Below are 26,929 nucleotides of genomic sequence, written 5' to 3' on the forward strand. Positions count from 1 at the left end.
AGCGGACAGCTACCAGCGTGGTGGCGGCGGGGCGGTCAGCTGGTCGGCGAGGCGGCCCAGCCGGTCCCGGAAGCGGCGGTGGCGGCGGGGCGGGGGCAGGCTGTTCTCTCCGGCGGCGGCGCTCACCAGGTGCTGGACGGTGTCGAAGTCGAGGTTCGGTGCGGCCTCGGCTGCGTCGGCGGGCGGGGCCGGGGGAGCGGCGAGGGCGTCATGGGCCAGGGCGTGCAGATCGCGGTTGCCGCCGTCCAGGGCGAGCACCGTCGTGCCGTTGCGGCGGGCGTCGTGCACCCGCTCCAGCAGCCCGGCGCCCGGCTGCCCCGGCGCGACGACCAGCAGCGTCTCGCCCCGCCCGGCCGCCTCCAACCGGCCCAGCCCCACCGCCAGATGGGCCGGTGCCCCGCCGGGGACACGGTGGCGCACCAGGGTCGGGGACAGCTCCGGCAGGCCCGACCAGGCGGCCTCGTCGTCGAGGTGGGCGGCCAGGTGCCAGGGCTCGTACGCGGCGGTGCCGACCAGCAGCAGCCCGCCGCGGTGCGGGCCGACGGAGGACCGCAGCGCCCCCGCGAAGCGGCGGGTGGACTGCACCCACTCGGTTCCGGCGAGGACCTCACGGAGCAAGGCGACTCGTACGGCATCCATGGCCCCGCATCCTGCCGCACCACGGCGCGCTACGGTTGCGAATTCAACCGGTGTCACTCGTAAGGGACTTGCGCGCCCTGTCGTGGCTCCGGTAGGCGCTTCCCCCCCCGCGGCCCCGTCGGTCGTGCCGTGCCGGCAGCGGAACAGCCCTCAGTCTTGCCGTGACCGCGGCGGCGATGGCGCTGCCCAGCTGCGGACCGGCCCTCAGTCCTGCCGTGCCGGCAGCAGACCGGCCGCCCTGAGGTGGCGTGCCACCTCCGCCACGGCCTGCTCGTTCAGCGGGCGCTGGGGAAAGGCGGTGGCGCCCCGCTCGGTCACGCCGAGGAGGCTCAGGGCCGCCTTGAACGCGCCCAGGGCGGCGGAGCTGCGGCCCATCTCGGCCTCGGGGCCGGCGTCGACCATGGAGAACAGGGTGACCAGGCGCTCCTGTTCGGCGGCCGCCCGCTCCCAGTGGCCCGCCCGGGCGGCGTCGTAGAGGCGTACGTAGCCGGCCGGGTCGACGTTGCCGAGGCCGGGGACGACGCCGTCCGCACCCGCCAACAGGGCCGCGTCCACGGTCAGTTCGGAGCCGGTGAGGACGGCGAAGCCGGGGGCCGGGCCGCGGTGCCGGCCGGTGCGGCCGCCGAGGGCGGTGAGCAGGCGGCGCAGTGCGCCGTCGTCGCCGCTGCTGTCCTTGAGCCCGGCGAGGGTGCCGTCCTCGGCCAGCTCCCGCACCAGCTCCGGGGCCAGCTTGCTGTGGACGGCGACGGGGATGTCGTAGGCGACGAGGGGCAGAGCCACGGCCGCCCGCAGATGGCGGAAGTGGGCGGCGATCTCCCGGGGGTGGGTGCGGGTGTAGAAGGGCGCGGTGGCGACCAGGGCGTCGGCGCCGAGGTCGGCGGCCCGCCGGGCGTGGTCGAGCACCCGCGGGGTGGTGGTGTCGATGACCCCGGCGAGCACGGGGACCCGGCCGTCGGCGGCCTTGCGGACGGTTTCCAGTGCGAGGTCGCGCTGGGCGTCGGTGAGGTAGGCGACCTCGCTGGTGGAGCCGAGGGCGAACAGCCCGTGGACGCCGCCGTCGAGGAGGTGCTGCACCAGGCGGGTCAGGGACGCGGTGTCGACCTCACCGTGCGGGTCGAGCGGGGTGCAGACCGGGGGGATGACGCCGTGCAGGGGGGCGGGCAGTGCCATGAGGGCTCCGGGTCTCCAGGTCCGACACAGGACATGGGATGTCCTATGTCGAGCACAATAGACCTGTTCACAGGCGGTCGGTCAAGGATCCGCGGCCCCGTCGGGGCGGGTGGCGGACGGGTCGGCGGCACGGCAGACGCGGGAGCGGGAGAAGGAGTTTCCATGGCGCGAGGGACGATGTCCGAGGATGTGCAGGCGCAGATCAAGCAGTTGATCCTGCAGCGCGGACTGACGCCGGGTGATCCGCTGCCCACCGAGGCCGACCTGGTCGGCCTGCTCGACGTCAGCCGCAACTCGGTGCGCGAGGCGCTCAAGGCGCTGCAGGCCATGCGCATCGTGGAGATCCGGCACGGCTTCGGCACCTACGTCGGCCCACTCACCCTGGAGCCGTTCGTGGAGGGGGTCGCCTTCCGTGCCGCCGTCCGCCACCACCAGGGCGAGGCGAGCCTCTACGAGCTGATGGAGGTCCGCGAGGCACTGGAGGCCGGGCTGATCGGCGCCGTCGCCCGCGACCTGCCCGCCGAGGACCTCGCCGTCCTCAAGGGGCTGGTACAGCGGATGGCGGAGGAGGCGCGCGGCGGAGAGGTGCAGAGCGCCACCGACCGGGCCTTCCACCTCGCCCTGTACCGCTCGCTGGGCAACCACCTGCTGAGCGAGGTGCTGGACGCGTTCTGGGCGGCGCTGCGCCGGGTGCGCGAGGACCTCTCCGACGACCGGCCCGACCCGGAGGTGACCTACCGTCAGCACCGGGAGATCGTCGACGCGCTGGAGGCGGGCGACAGCGACCGCGCCGTGGAGGCGATACACCGGCACTTCGACGGGATCCGGCGGCGGCTGGCGGAGTAGCGGCACCGGGCCCCGGAGATGCCGGGGGGCCGAGCGATGCCGTAGAAACAGGGCACCGAGCGACGCCGCAAAAACGGGGCGCCGGGGTGCCGTAAGAACGGGCAGCGGTGATGCCGCGGGGCCACGGGCGAGGCCGGGCAAAGCCGCCGAGATGTCGGCATCGCCCCCGTTCACCCGGAAGTCACCCGCTGTAGGCGGTGCCGTTGCCGACACGCACGGCGTCATGTGGGCCGCCTTGACGGTCAGTTGGGCACTCCCTATCGTCGCCGCAGGACAGGGGACGTCCTACGTCCTTGCCCATTGGGGGTGACCCATGGCGTACGAGAGCTCGGTGCCGTACCGGGCCGGGACCGAGGGGTACACCAGCTTCCGGATCCCTGCCGTGGTCCGGGCCCGCTCCGGGACCGTCCTCGCCTTCGCCGAGGGCCGGGTCTCCTCGGCGGCCGACTGGGGCGATATCGACCTCGTCCTCAAACGGTCCGCGGACGGCGGCCGCACCTGGGGCCCGCTCCAGGTCGTCGCCCGCAACGGCACGGGCACCGCGGGCAATCCCGCCCCGGTCGTGCTCGCCGGCGGCCGGGTGCTGCTCCTCCAGGTCCACAACGCCGCCGACGCCACCGAGGACCGCATCCGCCGCGGCGAGGTCCCGCCCGCCGACGGCCGCCGGGTGTGGCTCCAGCACAGCGACGACGAGGGCGCCGGCTGGAGCGCGCCCCGCGAACTCACCGACCAGGCCAAACTCCCGCAGTGGCGGTGGTACGCCACCGGCCCCGGCCATGCGTTACGGCTGCGCCACGGCCCGTACGCCGGGCGGTTGCTCGTCCCCGCCAACCACTCCACCCCGCCCACCGCCCCCGGGGACACCGGCACCGAGCCCCGCTACAACGGCAGCCACGTCCTGCTCAGCGACGACGGCGGCGCCACCTGGCGGATCGGCGCCATCGACGGCGCCACCGACCCCTCCGTCGCCCCCAACGAGACCACCGCCGCCGAACTCCCCGGCGGACGCGTCTATCTGAACGCCCGCAACGAAGCGAAGGCCGCCCCCTGGCGGCGCGTCGACGCCGTCTCGGCCGACGGCGGTGCCCACCTCGTGCGGCCCTTCCGGCCGCAGGCCGCCCTTGCCGGGCCGGCCGTCCAGGGCAGCGCACTGCACCTCGGCGACCACGACGCACTGCTCTTCTCCGGCCCCGCGCACCCGGCCGCCCGCGCCCTGATGACCGTCCGCACCAGCCGCGACAACGGCCTGACCTGGTGCGGCGCATACCCCGTCGCCGGACTCCCGGCCGGCTACTCGGACCTCGTCCGGCTCGACCGCGACACCCTCGGACTGCTCTACGAGACGGGCGACTTCAGCGCGTACTCGACGCTCACCTTCCGCCGCATCCCCGTGGAGGACCTCGTATGACCAGCAACCCGATGCCCCGCAGAACGGTCCTGGGCGGGGCGGCCGCCCTCGCCGCCGGCTTCGCGCTCGCCGGCTGCGGCGCCGGCGGGGACGACGACAAGGCGCCCCGGGAACGCAAGAAGGGACAGCGGATCCAGCTGTCCTTCTGGTCCTGGGTACCCGGCATCGACAAGCCGGTCGACCTGTGGAACCGCAAGAACCCCGAGGTGCAGGTCAAGCTCGAAAAGGTCTCGGCGGTCAACGGCGAGCAGTACGCGAAGATGCACGCCGCCGTGAAGGCCGGCAACCCGCCCGACCTCGGCCAGATCGAATTCCCCGTCGTGCCCAGCTTCCTCCTCGACGACGCGCTGCTCGACCTCGCCCCGCTCGGCGCCTCCCGCTACCAGGACAAGTTCTTCGGCTGGCAGTGGCAGCAGTCCGTCTTCGGCAAGGGCATCTACGCCATCCCGCAGGCGTCCGGGCCGATGGGGCTGTTCCTCCGGCAGGACCTCTTCGACAAGTGGGAGGTGCCCACGCCGCGGACCTGGGACGAGTACGAGACCGCAGCCAAGGCCATCCGCAAGAAGGGCGCCTGGATCGAGACCTTCGCCCCCACCAACGGCAACCGCTTCGCCGGCCTCGCCTGGCAGGCCGGCGCCACGTGGTACACCACGCACGGCGACACCTGGATCGTGCACCTCGACGACGAACCCACCCGCAGGGTCGCCGACTACTGGGAGTCCCTCGTCCGGCGAAAGCTCGTCAAGACCATCCCCGACCGGCAGAACGCCTGGTACAAGGACCTGCAGACCGGCACCATCCCGGCCTGGGTGGGCGCCAGTTGGGGCGACGCCCTGCTGGTCGGCAACGCACCGGGCACCAAGGGGAGGTGGCGGGCCGCGCCGCTGCCGCAGTGGAAGGCGGGCGAGCAGGCCTTCGCCAACTGGGGCGGCTCGACCACCGCCGTCTTCGCCGCCGCGCACTACCCCAAGGACGCCCTGGACTTCGCCGTCTGGCTCAACACCGACCCCGAGTCGATCGCCCTGCTGATCGACGGCGGCTACGGCTTCCCCAGCGCCAAGACGGGCTACACCACCGCCGACCTCGACGCGAACAAGAGCTTCTTCGGCGGCCAGGCGTACAGCAAGGTCTTCGCGGACGCCGGGGCACACGTCGACACCAGCTGGCGGTGGGGGCCGGGGGTGGACACCCTCTACCAGCGGCTCGGCGACGCCTTCACCGATGCGCTCGCCGACGGCAGTTCCTTCCGCTCCGTCCTGACGAAGGTCCAGGGGCAGACCGTCGCCGACCTCAAGGGCAAGGGCCTGAAGGTGGCGAGCGGCGGGTGAGCCGGGACACGCTGGACCGGCCGGAGCCGGCGGTCGGCAAGCGGCCCGGCCCGGCCCCGCGCGGCCGCCGGCGCCCCGCCTCCCGAACCGGGGCCCGCCACGCCCGCGCCGCGGCCGGGTTCCTGCTGCCCTTCCTCGCCCTCTTCGCCCTGTGCTTCCTCGCCCCGATCGGCTACGCGCTCCACCAGAGCCTGTTCACCACCGAACGCACCGGCCCGCTCGGGCTCGGCGGCCACGAGCGCGACGTCTTCGCCGGCTTCGCCAACTACGCCCATGCGCTCTCCGACGACCGGTTCCTGACCGGCTTCGGCCGGGTGCTGCTCTTCGGCGCCGTCCAGATCCCGCTGATGATCGTGCTCGCCACCGCGCTGGCGCTGCTGCTGGAGAGCGCGAGCGCCCGCGGGGTCACCTTCTTCCGCACCGCCTTCTTCCTGCCGTACGGGGTGCCCGGCGTGATCGCCTCGATCCTGTGGGGCTTCCTGTACGTGCCGGGCATCAGCCCGCTGGTGAAGATCGCCGGCACGCTGGGCTGGGACGTCGACTTCCTCTCCCGCGGCACCGTGCTGTGGTCCATCGCCAACATCGTCACCTGGCAGTTCACCGGCTACAACATGCTGGTGCTGATCGCCCAGCTCAAGGCCGTACCGGGGGAGTTGTACGAGGCCGCGCGGATCGACGGGGCCTCCGCCTGGCAGGTCGCCCGGCACATCAAGCTTCCGCTGATCCGGCCGGCGCTCGTGCTCACCTGCGTCTTCAGCATCATCGGCACCCTCCAGCTGTTCGCCGAACCCATGGTGCTGCGCCCGCTGGCCTCCGCCATCGACTCCGGCTTCACCCCCAACCTCCACGCCTACAGCGAGGCGTTCGTCGGCAACAACCAGCATGTGGCGGCCGCCGAGGCGGTGCTGCTCGCGCTGGTGGCGTGTGTGCTGTCGTTCGGTTTCCTGCGGCTGGTCGGCGGGCGCGGGACGGAGCGCCGATGACCCGGCCCCCGGTCCGCCACCGGATCATCACCGCCTCGCTGCTGACCGTCGCCGCGCTCTACTTCCTGGTGCCCGTCTACTGGCTGGCCGTCTCCGCCACCAAGAACAGCGCCGACCTCTTCGGCACCTTCGGCTTCTGGTTCTCCGACCATCCGCACCCCGTCGACTACCTCGTCGACGTCCTCACCTACGACCACGGCATCTACGCCCGCTGGTTCGCCAACTCCCTCTTCTACGCCGGGACCGGGGCGGTCTGCGCCACCCTGCTGTCCGCCGCGGCCGGCTATGCGCTGGCCAAATTCCCCTTCCGGGGGCGGGAGGCGGTCTTCAACGTGGTGCTAGCCGGGGTGCTGATCCCCGGCACCGCACTCGCCCTGCCGCTCTACTTCCTCTTCAGCGCGATGGGCCTGTCCAACACCTACGGGGCGGTGCTGATCCCGAGCATGGTCAGCCCGTTCGGCGTCTACCTCTGCCGGATCTACGCGGCCGCCGCGGTCCCCGACTCGCTGCTGGAGGCGGCCCGGATCGACGGCGCGGGCGAGGCCCGGATCTTCGGCGGGCTCGGGCTGCGGCTGATGACCCCGGCGCTGGTCACCGTCTTCCTGTTCCAGTTCGTCCACATCTGGAACAACTACTTCCTGCCGCTGGTGATGCTCTCGGACTCCGACCTCTATCCGGTCCAGCTGGGCCTGACCTCCTGGACCGGCTACGCCGACCGGCAGCCGGTGCTCTACCAGTACACGGTGGGCGGTGCCCTGTTGTCCGTGGTGCCGCTGATGGTGCTGATGACGGTGCTCCAGCGGTACTGGCGCACGGGCCTGACCGAGGGCAGCGTGAAGGCCTGACGGCGTGACGGTCCTGACCGCCGTCGAGGGCCTGCCCGGCTCGCCGTCGGCGCGTGACACCATCACTGTCATGACTACTCCTGACGATGCCCGGTCCGAGAACGTCGCGACCCGCGTGAAGGCCGCCCTCAAGCGTGACCCCTGGGACCTCCCGGACGTCTCCGGCCTGGTGGTCGGCGTCCTGGGCGGCACCGGCGACCAGGGCCGCGGCCTGGCCTACCGGCTCGCCCGGGCCGGCCAGAAGGTGATCATCGGCTCCCGCGCCCTGGAGCGCGCACAGACCGCCGCCGACGAGCTGGGCCTGGGCATCGAGGGCGCGGAGAACGCCGCTTGTGCCCGCCGCAGCGATGTCGTGATCGTCGCCGTGCCCTGGGAGGGGCATGCCAAGACCCTCCAGGCGCTGCGCGAGGAGCTGGCCGGCAAGCTGGTCATCGACTGCGTCAACCCGCTCGGCTTCGACAAGAAGGGCGCCTTTGCGCTCAAGCCCGAGGAGGGCAGCGCCGCCGAGCAGGCCGCCGCCCTGCTGCCGGAGTCCCGGGTCACCGCCGCCTTCCACCATCTGTCCGCCGTGCTGCTGCAGGACCCCGGGACCGAGCAGATCGACACCGATGTGATGGTGCTCGGGGAGTCCCGCGCGGACACCGATCTGGTGCAGGCGCTGGCCGCCCGCATCCCCGGCATGCGCGGCGTCTTCGCCGGCCGGCTGCGCAACGCCCACCAGGTCGAGTCGCTGGTCGCCAACCTGATCTCGGTCAACCGGCGCTACAAGGCGCATGCGGGTCTGCGGATCACCGACGTCTGAGCGGGATGTCTGAGGCGGACGCCGGCCCGCTGGACGTCGGCCCGCTCGACGTCGCCCGCCGGACGCCCGGCGCCGACCGCCCGCCGCCGGCGCCCGGTCCGGTCCGGCGGCCGTCGAGCCGCCGGACCGCCGGACGGCGCCCGCCGGGCATGGGGGACACTGGGACGGACCGCACCACTCCCGACAGGAGCCCCCATGTCCTTCCTGCCCGCGCCCGGCCCGACCCGGCGGCTCGCCCTGATGGCCCTCGCCGTGTGCGTCCTGTCCGTCGCCGCGGCCGTCGTCGCCTTCGTCGAAGGCAGCTTCGTCGGCATCGTCTGGATCCTGCTGGCGGGCATCTCCAGCAACATGGCGTGGTTCTACGTGCGCAAGTCCAAGCAGGAGGCGCAGCAGGCCGGGGCGGCCGGCTGACCCGGACCCGGCCCCGCGCCGCCGGACGGGCGCCCTAGGAGACTCCGCCGATCTGCGGTGCGCCCTGCCAGAAGCGGAAGAACTCCTGGCCCAGATAGCTGTACAGCTCCGAGACGCCCAGCGCGCCCAGGACCGTGTGGACCAGGTCGAAGAACGCCTGGTTGAGCTCCGGAACCCAGAGCAGGCCGAAGATCAGCAGCAGCCCGAACGGGGCGATCGGCTCCACCTGCCGCCGCAGCGAGTGCGACAGCCACGGCTCGATCACGCCGTAGCCGTCCAGCCCGGGCACCGGCAGCAGGTTCAAGATCGCGGCGGTCACCTGCAACAGCGCCAGGAACGCCAGCGCACACCGGAACGGGACCGGCACCCCGTCCAGCCCGTGCAGCCAGAACGGCGCCGTGCACACCACGGCGAACAGCACGTTCGTCAGCGGCCCGGCCGCGGAGATCAGACTGTGCCGCAAGCGGCCGCGGATCCGGCCGCGCTCGATGAACACCGCGCCGCCCGGCAGCCCGATCCCGCCCATGAGCAAGAAGATCACCGGCAGCACGATGCTGAGCAGCACATGGGTGTACTTCAGCGGGTTCAGCGTCAGATAGCCCTTGTCCGCCACCGAGAGGTCGCCGCTGTGCAGCGCGGTGCGGGCATGGGCGTACTCGTGCAGGCACAGCGACACCACCCAGCCGGACACCACGAACACGAACACCGCGCCACCGGTGTTCTCCGCGAGCTGCTCGCTCCACACGGCCCAGCCGGACACCGCCATCACGGCGACGAGCGCAAGGAAGACCGGGCTGACGCGACGGTCCGCGCGGCGGAATGCTGTGGCCATGGTGCGGGCTCCCGAAGTCGGTGAGGGACAGCCCCGACCGTATCCGCGGCACGGCGGGCGGCGCACGGGCCCCCTGAACGAGCGCGTGCCCAGGGCACCTTCCCCGGGCGCCGTCCCGAGGCCCCTGCCCCGGAAAGGGATGCTCGATGCCTGGCGGGATCCGCCGTGCACGACAATGGGCCGGTGCGCTACGGAATTCTCGGCACCACCCAGGCCGGCCGGGCCGACGGCACCCCCGTCGCTCTCGGCGGCGCACGTCTGCGTGCGCTGCTCACCGCCCTCGCGCTGCGCCCCGGCCGGGCGCTGCCGCCCGAGGTGCTGATCGCCGACATCTGGGGCGCGGACCCGCCCGGCGACGCCTCCGGTGCGCTCCAGGCGCTGGTCGGCCGGCTGCGCCGCGCCCTGGGGCACGCCGCGGTCGCCTCGGCCGACGGCGGCTACCGGCTGTGCGCCGAGCCCGACGCGATCGATCTGCACCGCTTCGAACGGCTGGTGGCGGAGGGCGGCCGGGCGCTCGGCGAGGCCGACCCGGCCCGCGCCGCCGCGCTGCTCGACGACGCCCTGGCGCTGTGGCGCGGCCCGGCCCTCGCCGATCTTCCGGACGCGGGCTCCTGGGCGGCGGGCGCCGAGCGCCGCCGGCTGGACGCCCAGCGCACCCGCCTCGCCGCCGAACTCGCCCTGGGCCGGGCCGACCGGGCGCTGCCGCAGCTCCATGCGCTGTGCCAGGAGCATCCGCTCGACGAGCCGCTCCAGGCCCTGCGGCTGCGCGCCCTGCGCGCCGCGGGCCGCCCGGCGGAAGCGCTGGCGGCCTACGAGGAGATCCGCACCGGCCTCGCCGACCGCCTCGGCACCGACCCGGGCCCCGAACTGCGCGCCCTGCACGCGGAACTGCTGCGCCCGCAGCCCGCCACAAGACCCTCGTCCCCGCTCCCGGAGACCGCCGCCGCGCCCGGCACGCCGTACGGCACCGGCTCCCCGGCCGACGATGCCACCGCCCCCGCTCCCGGCTCCGCCCACCCCCGCCGGGGCAACCTCCGCGCCCGGCTCACCTCCTTCGTCGGCCGGGACGCCGATCTGGCGGCGCTCCGGTCCGATCTGGCCGAGCACCGGCTGGTGACGCTGCTGGGGCCCGGCGGCGCCGGCAAGACCCGGCTGTCCCAGGAGGGCGCGGAGAGCGCCGCGGCCGCGCTGCCGGACGCCTGGCCGCACGGCGTCTGGCTGGCCGAGCTGGCACCGGTGGACGATCCGCAGACCGTGCCCGAGGCGGTGCTGACCGCGCTCGGCGCCCGAGAGACCGTGGTGCGCAGCAGCACCGCGGAGGGGCTGCGCGCCGCCACCGACGCCACCGCCCTGGACCCGCTCGCCCGGCTCGCCGAACACTGCGCGGGCCGCCGGATGCTGCTGGTGCTCGACAACTGCGAGCATGTGATTGGTGCCGCCGCCGAACTCGCCGAGCGGCTGCTGGCCCACTGCCCCGGGGTGACGGTGCTGGCCACCAGCCGGGAGCCGCTGGCCGTCCCGGGCGAGGTGCTGCGGCCGGTCGAGCCGCTGCCCGATGCGGTCGCGCTGCGGCTGCTCGCCGACCGCGGGGCCGCCGCCCGCAGCGGCTTCCGTATCGAGGACGATCCGGCGGCCTGCACCGAGATCTGCCGGCGGCTGGACGGGCTGCCGCTCGCCGTCGAACTCGCCGCGGCCCGGCTGCGGTTGCTCTCCCCGCGCCAGCTCGCCGACCGGCTCGACGACCGCTTCCGGCTGCTGACCAGCGGCAGCCGGACCGTGCTGCCCCGGCAGCAGACGCTGCGCGCGGTCGTGGACTGGTCCTGGGACCTGACCGGCGAACCCGAACGGGCCGTGCTGCGCCGGCTGTCCGTCTTCTCCGGCGGCTGCGACCTGGCCGCCGCCGAAGAGGTGTGCGCGGGCGGCGGCGTCGACCGGCGCGAGGTGGCCGCGCTGCTCGGCTCGCTGATCGACAAGTCGCTGGTGGTGGCGGCCCCCGCCGGCAAGGGGGAGGGCGACGGCCGCCCCGGTGCCGGGGGACAGATGCGCTACCAGCTGCTGGAGACGGTGGGGGAGTACGCCGGCGAGCGGCTGGACGAGGCGGGGGAGCGGGCCGGTGCCGAGCGCCGCCATCTCGTCGCCTACCGCGAACTGGCGCGTACCACCGACCCGTTACTGCGCGGTCCCGGCCAGCGCGCGGCCATGGAGCGGCTGGAGCTGGAGCACGACAACCTGCGCACCGCGCTGCGCCGCGCCGTCGCCGCCCGTGACGAGCACGAGGCACTGTGCCTGGTGCTGTCCCTCCAGTGGTTCTGGTCGCTGCGCGACCACCGCGGCGACGCCCGCCACTGGTCGTCGGCGGCCGCCGCGATCGGCCCCAACCCCTTCGCCCCGCCCGTCGAACCGGCCCCCGACCTGCCCGAGAGCCCCATCGACAGCCCGCCGCCGATGGCCCCCGACCAGCTCGTCGAGGCCCGCCGGGAGGTCCGGCTGGTCGCGCTCGCCAGCCGGGACAGCGACATCCGGGAGCTGCGCGAGCCCGAGATGCAGGAGGAGTTGGCCGGGATCCTCGCCGCCTACCGCACCGGCATGCCGCAGACCTGCAAGGTCCCCGGCGTGATGTGGCACTACGCGGTGATGATCTCCGGGCGCTTCGAGCAGCTGACGGAGCTCGTCGACAGCGCCGTACGGGCCTGCCGCGCCTTCGGCTACGCCTGGGAGCTGGCCTTCGTCCTGCAACTGCGCGCCAAGGTCCTCAACGAACGCCCCGACGGGCTGAGACAGGCGGCCCGCGATGCCGACGAGGCGCTGCGGATCTTCCAGGAGCTGGGCGACGCGTGGGGCGCGGCCGAGGCGCTGGCGGGGCGCGGCGAAACCCATGAACAGCGCGGCGAGTACGCGCTCGCGGCCCGCGACTACCGGGCGGCGATGGTGCACGCCGAGGAACTCGGAGCGCACGGCCAGACCCTGTTGCTGCGCTGCCGGCTGGGCGGCGCGCTGATCGAGGACGGCCAGGGGGAGGCCGGCGAGCGGCTGCTGCGCGAGGTGCTGGCCGAGGCCGCGAAGGGCAACAGCGGCCGGGACACCGAGCCGTTCGCCCGGATCACCCTCGCGATGCGGCTGGCGATGACCGGGCGTCCGGCGGAGGCGCGGGCGCAACTGGAGCGGGTGGCGAACCTGTTCACCCCGCACCCGCCGGAGATGTTCGCCGGGATGCTGCAGGCGCTGCTGGTCTCGCTGGATCTGGACGAGGGGCGCCTGGAGGGGCTGCTGCCGAGGTTCCGGGAGGCGCTGCGGCTGATGAAGGACTCCATGACGGAGATGGTGGCGCCGGAGCTGCCGGTGGTACAGCTCCTCACCGGGGCCCGGGTGCTGATGGCCCTGCGGGGCGCGGCGGCCGGGCGGGACGCGGCCCGGCTGGTGGGCGCGTACGACGCGCTGTCGTCGAGCAGCCATGTCCCGCGGCGGGTCATCCGCGAGGAACGGGCCCGGGCCGCGGCGGCGGCGCGGGCGCTGCTGGGCGATCCGGCCTACGACCGGGCGCACGCCGAAGGCGGCGGCCTCTCCTTGGCGGAGGCCACCGCCCTCATCTGACGCGAGCCGGGCTAGGGCGTGTCTTTTGGATCAGCCCGGATCAGGCCGCGGCGTCTGGTGCGGTGCCTCGCAAGGCGGAGCCTCACCCGCGTACTGGGCGTACTCGGGTGAGGCGACAACGCCGCGAGGTGCCGTGCCTGGGGGCACCTCCCAGCGGTAGCTGGGGGAGCGTCGCGGCCCCGGGGTGATCCGAAAGACACGCCCTAAGGGCCGTCCCGCAAGGAGGTCCCCTGCGGGACGCACGTCAGGTCCTCTTACGGAACTTCGCCACCGCGAGCGGCATGGTGACGGCCGTGAGGCCGACCACCCAGCCGAGGGTGATCAGTGTCGGGTGCAGCACCGCGCCCCGGCCGTCGATCAGGGCACGGGACGCGTCCGCCAGGGTCGAGAGGGGATTGACCTTGGTGAAGGCCTCCAGCCAGCCGGGCATCGAGGTCGGCGCGGTGAAGACGGACGAGCCGAACTGCAGCGGCATCAGGATCAGCATCGCCGTGCCCTGCACCGCCTGCGGGGTCTTCATCGCCAGCCCGAGCAGGATGAAGATCCACATCAGGCCGGCGCAGAAGAGCACCGACAGCGCGACCGAGGCGAGGAAGGGCAGGGTGCCGCCCTTGATCTCCAGGCCCAGCAGAAAGCCCATCGCGAGCAGGATCGTGGTGGCGATCAGCATCCGGCCGAGCTCGACCACGATCTTGGCGATCAGGACCGAGGACCGCGCAATGGGCATCGTCCGGAAGCGGTCCATGACGCCCGTGCGGAAGTCCTCGTTGACGCCCGTGCCGACCGCCGTGGCGATGTTCATGGCCATCATGCCCATCATGCCGGGCACCAAGTACTGGACGTAGTCGTCCTGTCTGCCCTTGCCGGCGATCGCGCCGCCGAAGACGTAGACGAACAGCAGGATGAAGATGACGGGCATCAGCAGGGCGTCGAACATCGACTCCGGGGCCTGCTTGATCTGCAGGGCGTTGCGCCGCACCAGCGCCCCGATGTGCCGCAGATTGGCGCGGACGCCGATCCGGCCCTCGTCGGCTCCGGCCTTCAGCGGCGGTGCCGCCATCGTTGCGGCACTCATGCCGACACCTCCGCGTACGGCTGGTCCCTGTCGTCCTCGGATGCGCCGGCCTCGGAGGTCTTGTGGCCGGTGATGGCCAGGAACGCCTCGTCCAGGCTGGGCAGATGGGTGCTGATGCCGGCGAGGGCGAAGCCCCGCTGGCCCAGCACCCCGACCACCGCGGTCAGTTGCTCGTCGCTGATGATCGGTACGTTGACCACACCTTCGTCGTGGTCGGCGGTGGCACCCGTGACGCCGTCCAGACCGGCCTGGGCGATGGCGCCCACCATCCCGTCCAGTGCGCCCCGGTCCGCCGGCCGGATCTGCAGCGTCCGCCCGCCGACCTTGGCCTTCAGCTCGTCGACCCGGCCGGTGGCGATCACCCGGCCGCGGTCGATGACCGTCAGCTCGTTGGCCAACTGCTCCGCCTCTGCCATGTATTGCGTCGTCAGCAGCACCGTCACGCCGTCGCGCACCATGCGCTGGACCTCCTTCCACACCTCGTTGCGGGTGCGGGGGTCCAGGCCCGTCGTCGGCTCGTCCAGATACAGCACGGTCGGACGGCCGATCATCGAGGCGGCGAGGTCCAGCCGGCGGCGCATCCCGCCGGAGTATTTGGCCGCGGGCCGCTTGGCGGCCTCGGTCAGCGAGAACCGCTCCAGCATCCCGTCCGCGCGGCGCCGGGCGTCCTTGCGGGACAGATCGAGCAGCCGCCCGATCATGTAGAGGTTCTCCCAGCCGGAGAGCTTTTCGTCGACCGAGGCGTACTGCCCGGTCAGACCGATCGTGCGGCGCAGCGCGCGGGGCTGGCGCACCACGTCGTAGCCGGCCACCACGGCCCGGCCGGCGTCCGGCACCAGGAGGGTCGACAGGCAGCGTACGAGCGTCGTCTTGCCGGCGCCGTTGGGGCCGAGTACCCCGAGCACGGTGCCTTCCTTCACGTCCAGGTCCACTCCGTCGACGGCCTTGACCGTGCCGAAGTGCTTGACCAGACCGCGCACCTCCACGGCGTTGCCGCCCTTGGTGGATATCGTCTGTCGCGTCATACCAACACGGTGTCAGCTGGCGCCGACAACGTGCCGACAGTCCGCCTACAAGGCGCTTTTCGGCTTCCCACGTTTTTGGCTGTGCCGCCGTGGTGGTTTGTCGCCGTTGCGCTTTGCGGCGCGACCGCACGTTGTCGGCTGTCCCGCCGTGTTTCGTCTCGCCGTTGCGCCTGCGGCGGGCGTGGGTTGTTGGGTGCGGTGCCGCTCCTCCGGACTTCGTCCTGCGGCTCGGCCCCTCCCGTGGTGGGGGAGGAATCAGGCCGGTGGGGGTGTTTGTAGGTGGTCCGGTGTGCCTAGTCGGTCGCAGTGAGCTGGCTACCGTGGCGCGCCCCCACTCACCGTCACTCACTCCACCCACGGGAGGGGACGGGCCGGAGGGGTCGGTGTGTGGGACGTAAAGCGAAGCAGTCCCACACACCGACCCCGGAGGTCCGTCACCGCACCCGACACCCACTCGGCCCGCCGCAGGCGCAACGGCGAGAAGCAACCACGGCGGGAAAGCCGAAAACGTACGGCGCGCCGCAAAGCGCAACGGCGAGTAACACCCACGGCGGGTCAGCCGACAACGTGGGAGGCCTAGTGGAACGTGTGCGCCTCGGCGGGGAACGTTCCCCCGACGACCTCCTCCGCGAAGGCCTTCGCCGCCCCGCCGAGCAACTCCCGCATCTGGAGATACTGCTTGACGAACTTCGGCAGGCGGCCGGCCGTCATGCCGGCCATGTCGGTCCAGACCAGCACCTGGGCGTCGCAGTCCGACCCCGCGCCGATGCCGACGGTCGGGATCGCGAGCGACCTCGTGACCTCGGCGGCCAGCTCGGCGGGTACGGCCTCCAGGACGACCGCGAACGCACCGGCGTCCTGCACCGCCTTCGCGTCCCGCAGCAGCTGCTGGGCCGCCTCCTCGCCGCGTCCCTGGACGGGGTAGCCGCCGAAGGCGTTGACCGACTGCGGGGTCAGGCCGACATGGGCCATCACCGGGATGCCGGACGACACCAGCAGCTCGACCTGGTCGGCGGAGCGCTCACCGCCCTCCAGCTTGACGGCGCCCACACCGGCTTCCTTCACCAGCCGGGTGGCGCTGCGCAGCGCCTGCACCGGCCCTTCCTGGTACGTGCCGAACGGCAGGTCGCCGACGACGAGGGCGCGCGTGGTGCCCCGGACGACCGCCGCGGACAGCATGACGGTCTCGTCCAGGGTGACCGGCACGGTGGATTCGTAGCCGAGGTGGCAGTTGCCCATCGAGTCGCCGACGAGCAGTACGGGGATGCCGGCCTCGTCGAAGACGGAGGCGGTCATCGCGTCATAGGCGGTGAGCATCGGCCACTTCTCACCGCGCTCCTTGGCGGCGGCGATGTCCCGGACGGTGATCCGGCGCGAGCCGGATCCCCCGTACAGAGACTTGGCGACCGGCTTCTGGGCAGGCGAAAGCTGCGTCATGGTGACGGCTCCTGTTCCTGATCTCGAGGCACCCTGACGGTGTCCCCGGACTCCCGTCCATGCTGGCACGGGTCGCCCGCAAAGGAAAAGGGGAGCCGCCGGGCCCGGATCCTTCACCCGGGTGGCCGTACCCGCCCGCGATTCCCTCCAATACGGAACGGGGCCGTATCGGAAGGTGCATAAGGTGCCGCCATGGCCACCTCACCCCCCGCCCCGGACGCGCCCCCCGCCCGCCACATCCCGGACCGTATCCACCGCCGCCGCTGGGCGATCCTGACCCTCCTCATGCTCAGCCTGCTGATCGTGGTGCTGGACAACTCGATCCTCAACGTCGCCATGAAGACGATCGCCACCCCCGCCCCCGTCGGCCTGGGCGCCACCCAGAGCGAGCTGGAGTGGGCGATCAACTCCTACACCCTGGTCTTCGCCGGGCTGCTGTTCACCGCGGGACTGCTGGGCGACCGTCTGGGCCGCAAGAAGACGCTGCTCTTCGGCCTGGCCGTCTTCGGTGCCGGGTCGGTGCTCGCCGGGGTGTCCGGATCGCCCACCGAGCTGATCACCTTCCGCGCGCTGATGGGCGTGGGCGGCGCCTTCGTGATGCCCTCCAACCTCGCCATCCTGATGAACGTCTTCGAGCGGGAGGAGCAGCCCAAGGCGATCGGCATCTGGGCCGGCGGGGTGGGCGTGGCCATCGCGGTCGGCCCGATCGCCGGCGGGCTGCTGCTCGACCACTTCTGGTGGGGCTCGGTCTTCATGATCAACGCCCCGATCGTGGTGATCTCGCTCATCGCGATGCTGATCCTGGTGCCCGACTCCAAGGACCCCCGCCCCGGCCGGCTGGACCCGATCGGGGTGCTGCTGTCCATCGTCGGGCTCGTGCTGCTGGTCTACGGCATCATCAAGGGCGGCCAGCTCGCCGACTTCACCGAACCCGAGGTGGTCGGGCCGATCGCCGGCGGGCTGCTGGTGCTGGCCGTCTTCGTGGTGCACCAGAAGCGCAGCGACCATCCGTCGATCGACATCGGCTACTTCCGCAACCGCGCCTTCTCGGCCGCCATCACCGCCATCGCGCTGGTCTTCTTCGCGCTCACGGGCGTGACCTTCTTCATCGTCTTCTACGTCCAGAGCGTGCGCGGCTACTCCCCGCTGCAGGCCGGCATGCTGATCCTGCCGCTGGCCGCGGCCCAGCTGATCTTCGCGCCGCGGGCCCGGCTCGCCGTGGACCACTACGGGGCCCGCGCGGTGTGCACCTTCAGCATGTTCGTGGTGGCCAACACCATGGTGGGCCTGCTGTTGCTGGACACCGCCACCCCGCTGTGGCTCATGGAGGCGCTGTTCTTCATCCAGGGCTCCGCCATGGCGCACATCATGCCGCCGGCCACGGTCGCGGTCATGCAGGCGCTGCCGCGGGAGAAGGCCGGCTCCGGCTCGGCGCTCAACAACGTCTTCCGGCAGGTCGGCGGCACCCTCGGCGTCGCCGTCCTCGGCTCGCTGCTGTCGACCAGCTACCGCGACCACATCCAGGGCACGCTCGACGCCCTGCCCGCCGTCCCGGCCGCCGTCCGGCACGCGGCCGGCGAGTCCATCGAGGCGACCCTCTCTCTCGCGGCCCGGATCGGCCCGGCCGGCCGGCCGCTGACCACCGCCGCCGACGACGCCTTCATCCACGCCATGCACATCACCGCGCTCGGTTCGGCGGTCGTCGCGCTGCTCGGCACCGTGGTGGCCGCGGCGTTCCTGCCAGGCAAAATGGTCTCGGCGCCGCAGCCGGCGGAGCCCCATGACGAGCAGAAGGCGGGCGTGCAGCGATGAACCGGGCGGCGGAGGACTCCGAGGTCGCGGCGGACGGGGGGCGGCCGGGCCCGGCGACCCCCGGGCGCCGCGGCCGGCCGCGCAGCGCCGCGGCCGACTCCGCCATCATCGAGGCCGTGCTGCGCCTGATCGAGGACGGCGTCTCCATAGGTGAGCTGTCCATGGAACGCATCGCCCGCGAGGCAGGCGTCGGCAAGGCCACCGTCTACCGCCGCTGGCCCGGCAAGAGCGCCCTGATGCTCGACGTCATGCGGTCGCTGGACGTCCCGAGCCCGCCGCCGGCCGGCCTCTCGGTCCGCGACGACCTGGTCTCGCTGCTGGAATTCCTGCGCCGCCGCGGGCTCGCCAAGCGCAGCTCCGCGCTGTTGCGCACCGTCGTCAGCCACGTCCAGGCGCAGCCCGAGCTGTGGGCGGAGTACCACGCCACGGTCGTCCGGGCCCGTCATGAGGCACTGCTCGGGGTGCTCCGGCGCGGCGTGGCGAACGGTGAGATCCGCGCCGACCACGACCTGGACACCCTCGCCGACCTCTTCGTCGGCCCGATGCTGGCCCGCGCCCTCCTCCATGACCGTACGGAGCTGCCCGACGCACTCCCGGCGGACATCGTCGACCTCGTCCTGGAGGGCGTACGGCCCACGGCACGGGCCGCGGGCTGAACTCCGCGCTGAGCACACCGAGTTGGGCCAGCGGAACACCCCCGACCGGACCGCGTCCGCTCACTTCCGGAACCACGCGCGGCTGCTGAACGTGACTGGGTATATGCCCTGTGTGGGCACGGACGGCGGGGCCAAGGCGGCCGAACTCGCCCACCACGAGGGTGAATACGGGGTCGCTGGTGTCGGCCCCGGATGGCAGAAAGCAGCGAGGGGGAAGCTGTATGGGACACCACATCAAGCGCCCACGCCGTATCGCCGCGCTCGCCGTGGCGCTGATCACGACGGCGGGGTGTGCCCACGGCAGCGGCGGAGTGCCGGACGGGGGTGCCGACGGCGGGCACCCGGCACCGGGCGTCGTCACGGAGGCCCCCTCCGAGCCCGGGGCGGCGAAGCCTTCGTCCGCGGGCCATGGGGGGTCGGCTTCCGAGCGTCAGGAAGGGGGCGGGACGGCGGTCGGCGGCGCGGCGGCCGGTGGGGCGCAGGGCGCTCCCACCGGAGAGGCATCCGGCTACGGGGGTGACCCCGTTCCGCCGGTGAAGTCACCGCCCGTCGACCAGAGCGTGCCGCCGGTGCACGGCGGCGGTGTGGACCCGAGCGGCGGTGGTGACGGCGGCGGCGGCGACGTGGGCGGCAGCGACGTGGGTGGTCAGACCATCGGCGGGGGCGAGCAGGGCGGCGGGACCTGCCCACCCTCCGGGGAATCCCCGTCGCCGAGCGACTCGCCCGAAGCGACCAGCTCAGCCCTCCCGTCGGACTCGCCCAGTTCCGATCCTTCACCGGCGGAAACCTGCCCCTCCCCGTCCGGTACGTGAGCCTCGGACCGACGAGGAGAAGGAGGCGCCGTTGTCCCGCCGGAGCAACCGGAGGAGCGCTCCCACCCGCCGTTCCCCTACAGCCGCCCGGCCCGGCCGCCCGGCGCGAGTACGGGCGGCAGCACCGGCATCCGCGCCCCCGGGGCCGGAGCCGGCGGAGCGTACGGCCGCCGGGCTGCTCGGGACGGTGACGGCGCAGGCCTCCTTCCTCGTGGCGGTCATGTACTTCCTCGGTGCGGTCTATCTGACGGCCTACTACCAGTACTTCCGCGTGGACGCCTTCAGCCTCGGCTTCGGCTTCGCCGAGCTGGCGATGCAGAGCCTGAACCTCCTGACCGTGTCCGCCGCTATCGTCCTGACCGCCGCGGTCCTGACGGCACGTCACCTCGCCACCGGGGAACCGGCTCTCGGCCAGGGCCGGGTGGTGCAGGCGGTGGACCGGGGCATACGGGCCGCGGCACGGGCACACCTGTACGTCGTGGGGGCCGGCGTCGCCCTGCTGCTCCTGTGGCCGTACATCCGGCCGTATGAGTGGACCGGCCCGGCGCTGCTGGGGATCGGGGTGCTCCTGGGCCAGCGCGGGCGGGCTCCCGACGCGGTCGCCCCGCCGGGAGTGTGGAGCAAGGCGGTACCCGTCTTCACGGCCGGCCTTCTGGTGATGTGGGCGCTCAGCCTCGCCACCGGCCAACTCGCGGAGGACGAGGCCCGCGAGACCGCCGCGAACCTCCCGCGCCGCACCGCCGTCGTGCTGCTGAGCACCGCCCGGCTCAGCCTGGCGGGTCCGGGGCTGACGGTGGAGGACATGGGATCCGCGGCGCGCTACCGCTACCGCTACACCGGCCTGCGCCGGCTCATCGAACGCAACGGCCGGTACTACCTGCTGCCCGTCGGCTGGAACGCCCGGACCGGCCCCACCTACGTCATCCAGGACGGCGAGGGCATCCGGGTGGAACTGCTGCCCGGCACACAGCGCAGGTGAGGAGCCCACGGGATGCGGATACCTTCGCCCGCATCCCGCCCCCGTCCCGCTCGTGAAGCGCTGACCAGCGGATTCGAAGTGTGCAGGCACGATTGCCGCGCACGGCGAACATCCGGGACCATCGACACAAACCGTGTTGCCTCATGACCGGACCATGCCCGTTCTGTCACAGCCGTTGTCACACGTCCCGAGGCCGGAACCCAGCCCTGCCAGCGCGCCGTCCTCACTTCTAAGAAAGCACATTACGGGCCATCGCCTAGGGTCGGAGACCACAGGTGAGGCGCAGCGAGCAAGGCAGTGAGGACGGCTACATGGCGCAGGCATATATGACGGAACCGGGACAGGGGCACCACCCCGGGCAGGCCGGTTCCCGGGCCGAACGCCTGCGGAACTGGTGGCGTCCCGAGGGCATGTGGCGGCGCGGCCTGGTCCTCGCGGTACTCGCCGTCGTGCTCGGGCTGCTGATGATCCTGCACGCGAGGGTCCCCAACACCCCGGGAAACCTGGGCAGTCTGCTGGAGACCTTCCTGCCGTGGGTGGGGCTGGGCATCCCGTTGCTGCTTCTCGCCGCGGTGCTGCGCCGCTCGGCGACCGCGCTGGTCGCCCTGCTGCTGCCGGCCTTCGTGTGGGTCAACCTCTTCGGGAGCCAGGTCACCGACAAGGCCGGCGAGGGCGGCAACCTCACCGTCGTCACCCACAACGTCAGCGTCGACAACCCCGACCCGGCGGGCACCGCCAAGGATCTCGTGGCGTCCGGCGCCGAGGTGGTGGCCCTGGAGGAGCTGTCCGGGGACGCGCTGTCGACCTACCGTCAGGGGCTGGCGAAGGCGTATCCTTACCACACGATCGAGGGCACGGTCGGCCTGTGGAGCAAGCGCCCGCTGACCGACACCCGGCCGGTGGACACCAAGATGGGGTGGAACCGCGCGCTGCGGGCCACCGTCACCGCCGCCGACGGGCAGCAGTTCGCCGTCTACGTCGCCCATCTGCCGTCGGTACGGGTCAACCCCCAGAAGGGCTTCACCGCCAACCCGCGCGACGCCAGCGCCAAGGCGCTGGGTGAGGCGATCGCCGCGGACCCGGTGAAGAAGGTCGTGCTGCTCGGCGACCTCAACGGCACCATGAACGACCGGTCGCTGGCCCCGGTCACCTCCCAGATGCGCTCCGCGCAGGGCGCGGCGGGCGACGGCTTCGGCTTCACCTGGCCGGCGTCGTTCCCGATGGCCCGGATCGACCAGATCATGATGAAGGGGATGTCCCCGGTCAAGGCCTGGGTGATGCCGTCGACCGGCAGCGACCACCTGCCGATCGCAGCCTCGGTGAAGATCTGACGGACGGCGGGGCGCGCGGCCGATGGCGGGGCGCGCGGCCGTGCCGACGGAGAGCGGAAACGGGGCCGTCACGCCCCGTTCCCCTGCCGGAATACCTGGCCTGAGAGACTTTGTTCCGTAAGAGAACTTAGCGCTTACGGTCCGTTGCCCGCGTGCCCGTCCGCACGCACACCCCTGGAAGGTCTTTCATGCCCTTGGCTCTGCTCGCGCTCGCGATCTCGGCCTTCGGTATCGGCACCACCGAATTCGTGATGATGGGCCTGCTGCCCGATGTCGCGGACGATCTGGGCACCTCGGTGCCCACCGCCGGCTACCTCGTCTCCGCCTACGCCCTCGGCGTCGTCATCGGCGCCCCGCTCCTGACCGCCCTCGGCTCGCGCATGCCGCGCCGGCGGATGCTGGTGGCGCTGATGGCGGTCTTCACGGTCGGCAACCTCGCCTCCGCCCTGGCGCCCACCTTCGGCCTGCTGATCGCCGGCCGGCTGCTGGCCGGCCTGCCGCACGGGGCGTTCTTCGGCGTCGGCGCGGTGGTCGCCGCCCGGCTGGTGCGCGAGGGCCGGCAGGCCCGCGCGGTCGCCACGATGTTCCTCGGCCTGACCATCGCCAACATCATCGGCGTCCCCGCCGCGACCCTCCTGGGCCAGCAGCTCGGCTGGCGCGCCACCTTCCTGGTCGTGGCAGCCATCGGCCTGGTCGCGATGGCCGCGCTGGTCCGGCTGCTGCCGCCGCTGCCGGCCGGCGAACGCACCGGCCTGGGCCGCGAACTGCGCGCGCTGGGCCACCGCCAGGTGCTGCTCGGCCTGCTCACCACCGTCTTCGGCTTCGCCGGGGTCTTCGCCGTCTACAGCTACCTGGCGTCGATGATGACCGAGGTCACCGGCTTCGCCGCAGGCTCGGTCCCGTTGGTGCTCGCCCTCTTCGGCATCGGGATGACCCTCGGCGCCCTGGCGGCGGGCCCGCTCACCGACCGGGCGCTGCGCCCCACCCTCTACGGCTCACTGGCGGCCCTGGCCCTCGTCCTGACGGCCTTTCACTTCACCGCCGACATAAAGGGGGCGGCGCTGGTGACGGTCGTCCTCATCGGCGCCGTCGGCTTCCTGACCACCACCCCGCTCCAGATGCTGGTCATGCACCAGGCCCGGCAGGCCCCGACCCTGGCCGCCGCCTCCAACCAGTCCGCCTTCAACCTCGCCAACGCCGGCGGCGCCTGGGTGGGCGGCCTGGCCCTGTCGGCCGGTTGGGGCTGGACCGCCCCGCCCCTGGTCGGCGCGGTCCTGGCCGCCCTGGGCCTGGCCGTCGCCGTCCTGGCCGGCTTCCTGGACCGCGGCGCGCACGACGCCTCCCGGATCGTGGCCCGCAGCGGCGCGCCGGACGCGGAACCGGCCGCCGGCGCGGAGCTGCCGGCCGGGGACCGCCGGGGCTGAGGCGTACGGGCTGCGGCGCGTACGCGACTGAGCAGCCGCCTCCCCCCCCAGCAGATCAGTCGCCCTCCCGCCAATGGTTGGTGATCGGCAGCCGCCGGTCCTTGCCGAAGCCCTTCGATGAGATCTTGGGGCCCGGTGGGTACTGGCGGCGCTTGTATTCGGCGCGGTCGACCATCCGCAGCACCCGCGTCACCAGCCCGTCGTCGAAGCCCCGGCCGACGATCTCCTCGCGGCCCTGGTCACGGTCGACGTAGAGCTCCAGGATGCGGTCCAGGACGTCGTAGTCGGGGAGTGAGTCGGTGTCGACCTGGCCGGGGCGGAGTTCGGCGCTCGGGGGCTTGGTGAGGGTGTGCTCCGGGATCGGCGGGGTCTGGCCGCGCTCGGCGGCGGCCTGGTTACGCCAGCGGGCCAGCTGATAGACGACGGACTTGTAGACGTCCTTGATGGGGCCGTAGCCGCCGACCGAATCGCCGTACAGGGTCGAATAGCCGCACGCCAGCTCGGACTTGTTGCCGGGGGCGAGGACCAGATGGCCCTCCTGGTTGGAAATGGCCATCAGGGTGGTGCCCCGCAGCCGCGACTGCAGATTCTCCTCGGCCAGACCGGTCAGCGGCAGCGCCTGCATATAGGCGTCGAACATCGGGCCGATCGGCACCGTACGGAAGGACAGGCCCGTACGGCGGGCGAGTTCGGCGGCGTCGGTCAGCGAGTGCTCCGACGAGTAGCGGGAGGGCATCGCCACCGCGTGGACCTGGCCCGCGCCCACCGCATCACAGGCGAGGGCGGCGACCAGCGCCGAGTCGATCCCGCCGGAGAGGCCGAGCACCACACTGCGGAAGCCGTTCTTGGCGACGTAGGCGCGCAGCCCGACGACCAGCGCGGTGTAGATCTCTTCGAGGTCGGTGAGGCGTTCGGCCTCGCCCCCGGGGGTCTCGGGCGCATAGTGCGGCAGCGGGTCGGCGGTGAGGACGCGGTGGTCGACGCGCAGCCCGTCGTCCAGGACGCCCGAGGGCGGCTGGGGAGCCGCGGCCGGCAGGTCCAGGTCGACCAGCACACAGCCCTCCGCGAACTGCGGTGCCCGTGCGATCACCGTGCCGTCCTTGTCGACCACGATCGAGTCACCGTCGAAGACCAGCTCGTCCTGCCCGCCGATCATCGCCAGATAGGCGGTGGTGCAGCCGGCCTCCTTGGCCCGCCTGCGGACCAGCTCCAGCCGGGTGTCGTCCTTGTCCCGCTCGTACGGCGAGGCGTTGACCGACACCAGCAGCCCGGCGCCCGCGCTGCGCGTCGCCGGCACCCGGCCGCCGTCCTGCCACAGGTCCTCGCAGATGGCGAGCGCCACATCCACCCCGTGCACCCGGACGACGGGCAGGGTGTCGCCGGGGACGAAGTAGCGGAACTCGTCGAAGACCCCGTAGTTGGGAAGGTGGTGTTTGGAGAAGGTGAGGGCGATCTCGCCGTGATGGAGCACGGCGGCGGCGTTCTGGGGGGCGCCCGCGGGCTTGCCGTAGCGGGGCTTGTCCTGCTCCCCGCGGTCGAGATAGCCGACGATCACCGCGAGGTCGCCCAGGCCCTGCTCGGCCAGCCGGCCGGCCAGCGTCCGCAGCGCATCGCGGCTCGCCTCGACGAACGAGGGGCGCAGCGCGAGGTCCTCGACGGGATAGCCGGTCAGTGCCATCTCGGGGAAGGCGACGAGGTGGGCGCCCTGGTCGGCGGCGTGCCGGGTCCAGTGCAGGATCGTCTCGGCGTTCCGGGCGAGATCGCCGACACACGAATCGATCTGATTGAGGGCGAGGCGAAGTTGAGGCACCCCGCCAGTCTAATCGTCTTTCTGACGCAATGGGGGTTGAGGAGCGGCTCTCTTCCGGTGGCCGGCTACTTCTTCCGATAGCCGACGACCGTCATCATCCCCGACTCCGAGTGATAGACGTTGTGGCAGTGGACCATCCACAGCCCGGGGTTGTCGGCGTCGAAGTCGACGTTCAGGGAGTGGCCGGGCAGCAGGCTCAGGGTGTCCTTGCGGGGCCCGTCGTCGGGCAGCGCGAAGGTGTGGCCGTGCAGATGCATCGGGTGCCACATCCGGGTGTGGTTGCGGAAGCGGATCCGGACCCGTTCGCCGGCCTCGACGGGGTACCGCTGGGACGCGGTGTACGGCTTCGAATTGATCGCCCAGTCCCACTTCCGCATGGTGCCGGTGGCGGTCATCTCCAGGGTGCGGTCAGGCTGCCGCGAGCTGAGCCGGACCGACTCCGCGGCCCGGAGCCGGTCCGCGGTCAGCACCTCGCCGCGCAGTTCCCGGGGCCGGGCGGACTCGCCGGGCGCCTCGCCGTCGCCGGTGCGCAGCACGGCCAGCGCGGAGCGCTTCTTGCCCTCGGCGAGCGCGGTGAGCGGGAAGACCCCGTCCCCGGCCGTGACCAGGACGTCATAGCGCTCGGCCATCCCTAGCAGCAGCGCATCGGTCTCGGTGTGCTCGACGGGCCAGCCGTCGGTGTGGGTCACGGTCATCCGGTGGCCGCCGAGCGCCACACGGTAGGCGGTGTCGGCGCCCGCGTTGATGAAGCGGATCCGGATCCGGTCGCCGGGCCTGGCCCGGAAGGTCTCCGGGTCCTTGGTGCTCCGGCCGTTGATGAGGTGGAACGGGTGGTCCACATCGCCCGCGTCGCCGCCGAGCAGTCTGCTCCGGGCGCCGGTCAGCATCCGTGACGGGCCGTTCGAGGTGCCCGCGGCGCCCGTCTTCCCGCCGTCGCCGCCCATGTTCATGTCGTCATGGCCCATCCCGCCGCGGATCCTGCCCCCGCTCAGCTCGGTCAGCACCGCATCCGGTTCGCTGCCCTCGACCCCGTCGAGCCAGTCGTCGATCATGACGATCCACTCCCTGTCGTACGAGAGCGGCTCCTTGGGGTCGTCGACGATCAGCGGCGCATACAGCCCGCGGTCCAGCTGTGTCCCCGAGTGCGGATGGACCCAGTGGGTGCCGGGCTCGGTGATCGCGAAGTGGTAGTCGAAGGCGGCACCGGGCTGGAGGGACCGCTGGGTCAGGCCGGGGACGCCGTCCATGTCGTTGCGCACCGCCAGCCCGTGCCAGTGCAGGGTTGTGGACTGCGGAAGGTGGTTGGCGAGGGTCAGCGCGAGCCGGTCGCCCGCCGTGACCCGGATCTCCCTGCCGGGCAGCCGGCCGTCGTACGCCCAGGTCCGGACGGTGTGACCGCCCAGGTCCAGCTCGGTCTCGGCGGCGGTCAGTGCGGCGCTGCGCACGGGCCCCGAGCCGCGCTTGCGCTCGGCCTCGGCGACCTCCGGGCCGTCGGGGGTGACATAGCCGGGCGGGGTGTCGTCACCAGGGCCGTGCGAGACGTCCATGCCGTTCTTGTCGAGCCTGCGTGTCATGTGGTGCGCGGGCGTCGTGTCGTGCGTGCCGGTGCGGACGGAGCCGGACGCGCGGGTGGCACCGGCGGGCAGCAGACCGCTGCCGGCGACGGCGATACCCGCGCCGAGCAGGGCGCGGCGGGAGGGCGTACGCATGGGG

22 protein-coding genes are annotated in these 26,929 nt (G+C 72.7%); 14 read left to right on the forward strand and 8 right to left on the reverse strand.

The window, feature by feature from the left end:
- Window positions 1-9: 9 nt before the first annotated feature.
- Window positions 10-639: a hypothetical protein gene (locus CPH93_RS24950; protein ID WP_096214136.1), complete on the reverse strand. Its 630-nt coding sequence runs from the start codon at window positions 637-639 to the stop codon at window positions 10-12.
- Window positions 640-843: 204 nt separating this feature from the next.
- Window positions 844-1,809 carry a dihydrodipicolinate synthase family protein gene (locus CPH93_RS24955; RefSeq protein WP_096214137.1) on the reverse strand — a complete coding sequence of 322 codons (966 nt, stop codon included), beginning with the start codon at window positions 1,807-1,809 and terminating at the stop codon, window positions 844-846.
- Window positions 1,810-1,971: 162 nt separating this feature from the next.
- Between CPH93_RS24955 and CPH93_RS24960 the strand changes: the two genes are divergently transcribed.
- The 7 genes from CPH93_RS24960 (at window position 1,972) to CPH93_RS24990 (ending at window position 8,432) form a co-directional block, all read left to right on the forward strand.
- Window positions 1,972-2,655, forward strand: a complete 684-nt coding sequence (locus CPH93_RS24960) for a FadR/GntR family transcriptional regulator (protein WP_096214138.1) — start codon at window positions 1,972-1,974, stop codon at window positions 2,653-2,655.
- Between the two features lie 313 nt (window positions 2,656-2,968).
- Complete coding sequence (locus tag CPH93_RS24965; RefSeq protein WP_096214139.1) at window positions 2,969-4,063, forward strand: sialidase family protein; 1,095 nt, start codon at window positions 2,969-2,971, stop codon at window positions 4,061-4,063.
- On the forward strand, window positions 4,060-5,391 hold the full coding sequence (locus tag CPH93_RS24970; protein WP_096214140.1) for an ABC transporter substrate-binding protein: 1,332 nt from the start codon (window positions 4,060-4,062) through the stop codon (window positions 5,389-5,391). Before CPH93_RS24965 ends, CPH93_RS24970 begins: the two co-directional genes overlap by 4 nt.
- Complete coding sequence (locus CPH93_RS24975) at window positions 5,388-6,374, forward strand: carbohydrate ABC transporter permease (protein WP_093482875.1); 987 nt, start codon at window positions 5,388-5,390, stop codon at window positions 6,372-6,374. Before CPH93_RS24970 ends, CPH93_RS24975 begins: the two co-directional genes overlap by 4 nt.
- Window positions 6,371-7,219, forward strand: coding sequence for a carbohydrate ABC transporter permease (locus CPH93_RS24980; RefSeq protein WP_006605988.1), 849 nt, complete (start codon window positions 6,371-6,373; stop codon window positions 7,217-7,219). Before CPH93_RS24975 ends, CPH93_RS24980 begins: the two co-directional genes overlap by 4 nt.
- 70 nt (window positions 7,220-7,289) lie before the next feature.
- The gene (npdG, locus tag CPH93_RS24985; RefSeq protein WP_231976953.1) at window positions 7,290-8,021 is read left to right on the forward strand and encodes an NADPH-dependent F420 reductase; all 732 of its coding nucleotides are present in this window, start codon (window positions 7,290-7,292) and stop codon (window positions 8,019-8,021) included.
- A gap of 195 nt (window positions 8,022-8,216) precedes the next feature.
- Window positions 8,217-8,432, forward strand: coding sequence for a hypothetical protein (locus CPH93_RS24990; RefSeq protein WP_096214141.1), 216 nt, complete (start codon window positions 8,217-8,219; stop codon window positions 8,430-8,432).
- A 34-nt stretch (window positions 8,433-8,466) separates the two neighbouring features.
- Here the strand turns inward: CPH93_RS24990 and CPH93_RS24995 are convergent, their stop codons facing one another.
- Complete coding sequence (locus tag CPH93_RS24995) at window positions 8,467-9,264, reverse strand: site-2 protease family protein (RefSeq protein WP_096214142.1); 798 nt, start codon at window positions 9,262-9,264, stop codon at window positions 8,467-8,469.
- Window positions 9,265-9,447: 183 nt separating this feature from the next.
- Here CPH93_RS24995 and CPH93_RS25000 point away from each other — a divergent pair, with 183 nt between their 5' ends.
- On the forward strand, window positions 9,448-12,855 hold the full coding sequence (locus tag CPH93_RS25000; RefSeq protein WP_096215586.1) for an AfsR/SARP family transcriptional regulator: 3,408 nt from the start codon (window positions 9,448-9,450) through the stop codon (window positions 12,853-12,855).
- Between the two features lie 244 nt (window positions 12,856-13,099).
- Here the strand turns inward: CPH93_RS25000 and CPH93_RS25005 are convergent, their stop codons facing one another.
- The 3 genes from CPH93_RS25005 to panB form a co-directional block, all read right to left on the reverse strand.
- Entirely contained in the window at window positions 13,100-13,930 is an 831-nt protein-coding gene (locus CPH93_RS25005) for an ABC transporter permease (RefSeq protein ID WP_096214143.1), read from the reverse strand.
- Window positions 13,927-14,955: an ATP-binding cassette domain-containing protein gene (locus tag CPH93_RS25010; RefSeq protein WP_096214144.1), complete on the reverse strand. Its 1,029-nt coding sequence runs from the start codon at window positions 14,953-14,955 to the stop codon at window positions 13,927-13,929. Before CPH93_RS25010 ends, CPH93_RS25005 begins: the two co-directional genes overlap by 4 nt.
- A 576-nt stretch (window positions 14,956-15,531) precedes the next feature.
- On the reverse strand, window positions 15,532-16,392 hold the full coding sequence (gene panB, locus CPH93_RS25015) for a 3-methyl-2-oxobutanoate hydroxymethyltransferase (protein ID WP_093482868.1): 861 nt from the start codon (window positions 16,390-16,392) through the stop codon (window positions 15,532-15,534).
- Window positions 16,393-16,584: 192 nt separating this feature from the next.
- Here panB and CPH93_RS25020 point away from each other — a divergent pair, with 192 nt between their 5' ends.
- The 6 genes from CPH93_RS25020 (at window position 16,585) to CPH93_RS25040 (ending at window position 23,406) form a co-directional block, all read left to right on the forward strand.
- Window positions 16,585-18,204 carry an MFS transporter gene (locus CPH93_RS25020; protein WP_096214145.1) on the forward strand — a complete coding sequence of 540 codons (1,620 nt, stop codon included), beginning with the start codon at window positions 16,585-16,587 and terminating at the stop codon, window positions 18,202-18,204.
- Window positions 18,201-18,860, forward strand: coding sequence for a TetR/AcrR family transcriptional regulator (locus tag CPH93_RS25025; RefSeq protein WP_093482866.1), 660 nt, complete (start codon window positions 18,201-18,203; stop codon window positions 18,858-18,860). The genes CPH93_RS25020 and CPH93_RS25025 overlap by 4 nt, the downstream gene beginning before the upstream one ends.
- A 221-nt stretch (window positions 18,861-19,081) precedes the next feature.
- Window positions 19,082-19,672 (forward strand): hypothetical protein, encoded by a 591-nt coding sequence (locus CPH93_RS35880; RefSeq protein ID WP_143048035.1) that lies wholly within the window; start codon window positions 19,082-19,084, stop codon window positions 19,670-19,672.
- 187 nt (window positions 19,673-19,859) lie between these two features.
- Complete coding sequence (locus CPH93_RS25030) at window positions 19,860-20,651, forward strand: hypothetical protein (RefSeq protein ID WP_096214146.1); 792 nt, start codon at window positions 19,860-19,862, stop codon at window positions 20,649-20,651.
- A gap of 326 nt (window positions 20,652-20,977) precedes the next feature.
- On the forward strand, window positions 20,978-21,982 hold the full coding sequence (locus tag CPH93_RS25035) for an endonuclease/exonuclease/phosphatase family protein (RefSeq protein WP_443031473.1): 1,005 nt from the start codon (window positions 20,978-20,980) through the stop codon (window positions 21,980-21,982).
- A gap of 188 nt (window positions 21,983-22,170) precedes the next feature.
- Window positions 22,171-23,406 (forward strand): MFS transporter, encoded by a 1,236-nt coding sequence (locus CPH93_RS25040; protein ID WP_096214148.1) that lies wholly within the window; start codon window positions 22,171-22,173, stop codon window positions 23,404-23,406.
- 55 nt (window positions 23,407-23,461) lie between these two features.
- Here CPH93_RS25040 and CPH93_RS25045 read toward each other — a convergent pair whose 3' ends face one another.
- Complete coding sequence (locus tag CPH93_RS25045) at window positions 23,462-25,216, reverse strand: NAD+ synthase (protein ID WP_096214149.1); 1,755 nt, start codon at window positions 25,214-25,216, stop codon at window positions 23,462-23,464.
- A gap of 65 nt (window positions 25,217-25,281) precedes the next feature.
- Window positions 25,282-26,925 carry a multicopper oxidase family protein gene (locus CPH93_RS25050; RefSeq protein WP_096214150.1) on the reverse strand — a complete coding sequence of 548 codons (1,644 nt, stop codon included), beginning with the start codon at window positions 26,923-26,925 and terminating at the stop codon, window positions 25,282-25,284.
- Window positions 26,926-26,929: the final 4 nt, after the last annotated feature.

The sequence above is a fragment of the Streptomyces sp. 2323.1 genome (genome assembly GCF_900221035.1).
GTDB lineage: Bacteria > Actinomycetota > Actinomycetes > Streptomycetales > Streptomycetaceae > Streptomyces > Streptomyces sioyaensis.

What these genes read in the sequence shown, in the direction of transcription:
- npdG (WP_231976953.1), top strand. Translation starts at nt 7,290, where the DNA reads ATGACTACTCCTGACGATGCCCGGTCCGAGAACGTCGCGACCCGCGTG.
- CPH93_RS25035 (WP_443031473.1), top strand. Translation starts at nt 20,978, where the DNA reads ATGACGGAACCGGGACAGGGGCACCACCCCGGGCAGGCCGGTTCCCGG.
- panB (WP_093482868.1), bottom strand. Translation starts at nt 16,392, where the DNA reads ATGACGCAGCTTTCGCCTGCCCAGAAGCCGGTCGCCAAGTCTCTGTAC.
- CPH93_RS24980 (WP_006605988.1), top strand. Translation starts at nt 6,371, where the DNA reads ATGACCCGGCCCCCGGTCCGCCACCGGATCATCACCGCCTCGCTGCTG.
- CPH93_RS24995 (WP_096214142.1), bottom strand. Translation starts at nt 9,264, where the DNA reads ATGGCCACAGCATTCCGCCGCGCGGACCGTCGCGTCAGCCCGGTCTTC.
- CPH93_RS24960 (WP_096214138.1), top strand. Translation starts at nt 1,972, where the DNA reads ATGGCGCGAGGGACGATGTCCGAGGATGTGCAGGCGCAGATCAAGCAG.
- CPH93_RS25020 (WP_096214145.1), top strand. Translation starts at nt 16,585, where the DNA reads ATGGCCACCTCACCCCCCGCCCCGGACGCGCCCCCCGCCCGCCACATC.
- CPH93_RS25040 (WP_096214148.1), top strand. Translation starts at nt 22,171, where the DNA reads ATGCCCTTGGCTCTGCTCGCGCTCGCGATCTCGGCCTTCGGTATCGGC.
- CPH93_RS24950 (WP_096214136.1), bottom strand. Translation starts at nt 639, where the DNA reads ATGGATGCCGTACGAGTCGCCTTGCTCCGTGAGGTCCTCGCCGGAACC.
- CPH93_RS25005 (WP_096214143.1), bottom strand. Translation starts at nt 13,930, where the DNA reads ATGAGTGCCGCAACGATGGCGGCACCGCCGCTGAAGGCCGGAGCCGAC.
- CPH93_RS25025 (WP_093482866.1), top strand. Translation starts at nt 18,201, where the DNA reads ATGAACCGGGCGGCGGAGGACTCCGAGGTCGCGGCGGACGGGGGGCGG.
- CPH93_RS35880 (WP_143048035.1), top strand. Translation starts at nt 19,082, where the DNA reads ATGGGACACCACATCAAGCGCCCACGCCGTATCGCCGCGCTCGCCGTG.
- CPH93_RS25010 (WP_096214144.1), bottom strand. Translation starts at nt 14,955, where the DNA reads ATGACGCGACAGACGATATCCACCAAGGGCGGCAACGCCGTGGAGGTG.
- CPH93_RS24970 (WP_096214140.1), top strand. Translation starts at nt 4,060, where the DNA reads ATGACCAGCAACCCGATGCCCCGCAGAACGGTCCTGGGCGGGGCGGCC.
- CPH93_RS24955 (WP_096214137.1), bottom strand. Translation starts at nt 1,809, where the DNA reads ATGGCACTGCCCGCCCCCCTGCACGGCGTCATCCCCCCGGTCTGCACC.
- CPH93_RS24965 (WP_096214139.1), top strand. Translation starts at nt 2,969, where the DNA reads ATGGCGTACGAGAGCTCGGTGCCGTACCGGGCCGGGACCGAGGGGTAC.
- CPH93_RS24990 (WP_096214141.1), top strand. Translation starts at nt 8,217, where the DNA reads ATGTCCTTCCTGCCCGCGCCCGGCCCGACCCGGCGGCTCGCCCTGATG.
- CPH93_RS25050 (WP_096214150.1), bottom strand. Translation starts at nt 26,925, where the DNA reads ATGCGTACGCCCTCCCGCCGCGCCCTGCTCGGCGCGGGTATCGCCGTC.